The organism is Candidatus Burkholderia verschuerenii (assembly GCF_001189365.1).
Classification (GTDB): Bacteria; Pseudomonadota; Gammaproteobacteria; order Burkholderiales; family Burkholderiaceae; genus Caballeronia; species Caballeronia verschuerenii.
The window spans coordinates 1-2,679 of sequence record NZ_LFJJ01000321.1; the positions used below are offsets into that span (position 1 = coordinate 1).

Genomic DNA, 2,679 nt, shown 5'->3' on the forward strand with positions numbered 1-2,679 from the left:
GCTCCACGCTTCCTCCCCACGGTCGGTCGCCCTTCCGCAGTTGCGCTTCACTTCGCTCGCTGTGGTCAACTTGCCGCGCGACTTGCACCCGCAAGAGTGCGCCCATGCTGGGCGCACAAAAAGGCCCCGTCTTGCGGCGGGGCCTTCGGAATCGATCTGCTTGCCTGTTCTGCTGTTCGTCAACAGCGCGCGACGATCCGATGACCCGCCAAAGATGGCGTTCATACGGTTTTTAATCGCGGCAATGACCAAGACAAGAAGATGGCTGCGTGCATGTGACGCAGTATCGCGGGCGGGAAGGGCCGCTGTCAATATCGAGATAGACGGCCGGCATAAAAGACGCAGCGTTCGCAAAAAAAAGCGCCCGCGCGGTGTGGGTCCGCGGGGCGCTTCGGTCATGCACGGGCGAGGGGACTTACATGCCCGTGTAACCTACCGGCACGGTCGCATTCGCCTTCGCGACGGACGCGTTGCCGGACACCACATACATCGGTTGCTCGCGCAGCTTGAGCGTAACGGCGCCGTTCGTGTAGGCGACGTTGGTCACGTTGCCCATCGCATCGACCACCTGGACCGTGCCGCTGGTGCCGGCCGAATCCACCGTCAGCGTGTAGTTCGTGCTGAGATCGGTCGCGAAGCTGTTGTTGACTTCCGGCCACCACGAATTGTTGTGCGTCCACAGTGCCGTGATTACCTTGCCGCCGCCGATCTGCTGGAAGCTGTAGGCGTAGACACCCTTCGGCGTGTTGTTGACCGGGCCGAGCGTGGTCGTGCCGTCGAGAACGCGCGTCATGGTCGCGACTTCCATCGCCGCCGGCTTCGGCGAGATGTTGGTCGTGCCGAACGCAGCCTGCGGATGATCGAGGTCGAAGAACGTGCCGTAGCCGACTTCACCCGGAAAATCCGGCCCGAAGAACACATAAGTCTGATCCGCGCCTTCGCCCAGCAGGATGATGTGCGTACGCGCCGTCACCGCACCGTGCGCATACAGCACGTTCATGTTCGGATAGTTCGGGTTGTAGGTCGTGCCGAGGTCATAGCTGATGCCCGTCTCGGTGACGAACAGCTTCATGTTCGGCTTGTATTCCTTCTGCATTTCCTGACGCAGCAGACGCATCTCGTTCATCAGCGAGTTGGCGGCATCGGCGGCGTTCGCGTCGGTCTGATGACGCTCCGGCGGATGCGACGGCGACGTGCCCGCATCGTAATAACCGTGTGTGGCGACCGCGTCGATGTAGTTCGCATAGCCGAGCTTCGCGAGATTCTGCAGACGCGTCGTCGTCAGCGACTGGAACGGCTCGGCCGGGCCCATCACCACCGCGTTCGGATCCTTGGCATGCAGACCGGCGTAGGCGGACTTGTAGAGCGCGACGAAATTCGCGTCGGTGTCCTTCCACTGCGCGATCGGCTCCCACGTCACCTGGTAGTAGTTCTTCGACATGGTCGGGTAGTACTTGGCGCGGATCGCTTCCGTTTCCTGACCGACGCGGCTCATGTAGTTCTGGAGTAGCTCAGATCCGCCGGCGCGTAGCTGTAGTCCGGGCTCAGACCGTGCGCGCTCGCCCAGCCGGGAATGCCGTCCAGACGCACGAGACGCATGACTTCGCCGGTGCGATAGAACGAATCAAGCACCGCCATGCTCGTGCTCGGATTGAAGGTGTTCGGGCCGTTCGGCTCCGTCACCGACATCTGGCGATCGTCGATCTGCGAGGTGATGCCCAGCGCGCTCAGCATGACCTGCCAGTTGTTGAAGCCTTGCATGCCGAAGCGATGCTGCTCCTGCTTCGTGTACTTGACCGCCGGCAGCACCGACGACAGATCGGGGATCACGCCGAAAGTCGCGAAGCCGTTCGGCCGCGTGCCCGAGTACTGCACCTGACCGCCGCCGTTGACGAGCGTCGCGCGCACGGCGAAGAAGCCGGCCTGCGTCGAGGTACAGGTGATCGTGCTGGTCGTCGCGGCCGCGGGCACCGAGATCGTGCCGCTGGCGACCGGCTTGTCGATCAGATTGTTGATGGTCCACTTGAGCGTATCCGCGGAGCCGGCGCGCGTCGTGAACGCGACGTTGATCTTGGCGTTGATCGGATACATGCGCGAGCCGTCGGAATTCGGCGTATCGACGGAAATCTGGCCGCTGCCGCCGGAAGCCGATGCAACCGACGCCGTGCTGCACGACATGCGCAGCGCGGCGGTCGCCTTGCTGACGGCCTGATCGGTGACATCAGCCGCATTGGCGACCGACGACGAACCGCTGGCGGAGCTGGAGTTGCCGCTCTCGGCGGCATTGGTCGCGGATGCGGGCGAATTGCTGCCGCCGCCGCAACCGGCAAGGGCGAGAACGAGCGCCGAGAAAATAAACGGGTTCTTCTTCATGGTAATTAAACGCAAGGTGACAGGGCGTGACAAAGCACACCCAGGACGCCTGTTGGCATCGGGTTTCGGTTACGGCAGGCTGGAATCGGCGAAGACGCCGCCCGACCAACGCTTATGGCGCAGAGCCGCGATGTTCGGCGCATATCGCCGGAAATCGTGGATGCAAACGTTTGCTCCGCTAAATAGTCGGGCCTGCAAAATTGAATTTGCCGGAATGGACCCGACGACGCAGTCTGGTGCAGACGTAAACGCACATCTCAGCCAGGTCTGCAGCGCACGAGTAGAGGTTGAGGCATGACGTTGAGC

4 protein-coding genes are annotated in these 2,679 nt (G+C 62.4%); all 4 read right to left on the reverse strand.

Annotated features, from left to right (window positions below):
* Nucleotides 1–399 (reverse strand): hypothetical protein (locus tag BVER_RS34880; protein WP_502255042.1); only part of this gene is annotated, 399 nt, incomplete at its 3' end.
* A 16-nt stretch (nucleotides 400–415) separates the two neighbouring features.
* Nucleotides 416–1,495 carry a hypothetical protein gene (locus tag BVER_RS35815; RefSeq protein WP_332309163.1) on the reverse strand — a complete coding sequence of 360 codons (1,080 nt, stop codon included), beginning with the start codon at nucleotides 1,493–1,495 and terminating at the stop codon, nucleotides 416–418.
* Entirely contained in the window at nucleotides 1,492–2,373 is an 882-nt protein-coding gene (locus BVER_RS35820) for a hypothetical protein (protein WP_332309164.1), read from the reverse strand. Before BVER_RS35820 ends, BVER_RS35815 begins: the two co-directional genes overlap by 4 nt.
* Before the next feature lie 69 nt (nucleotides 2,374–2,442).
* The coding region (locus BVER_RS34885) for a hypothetical protein (protein ID WP_232316902.1) at nucleotides 2,443–2,679 on the reverse strand (237 nt) is incomplete at its 5' end.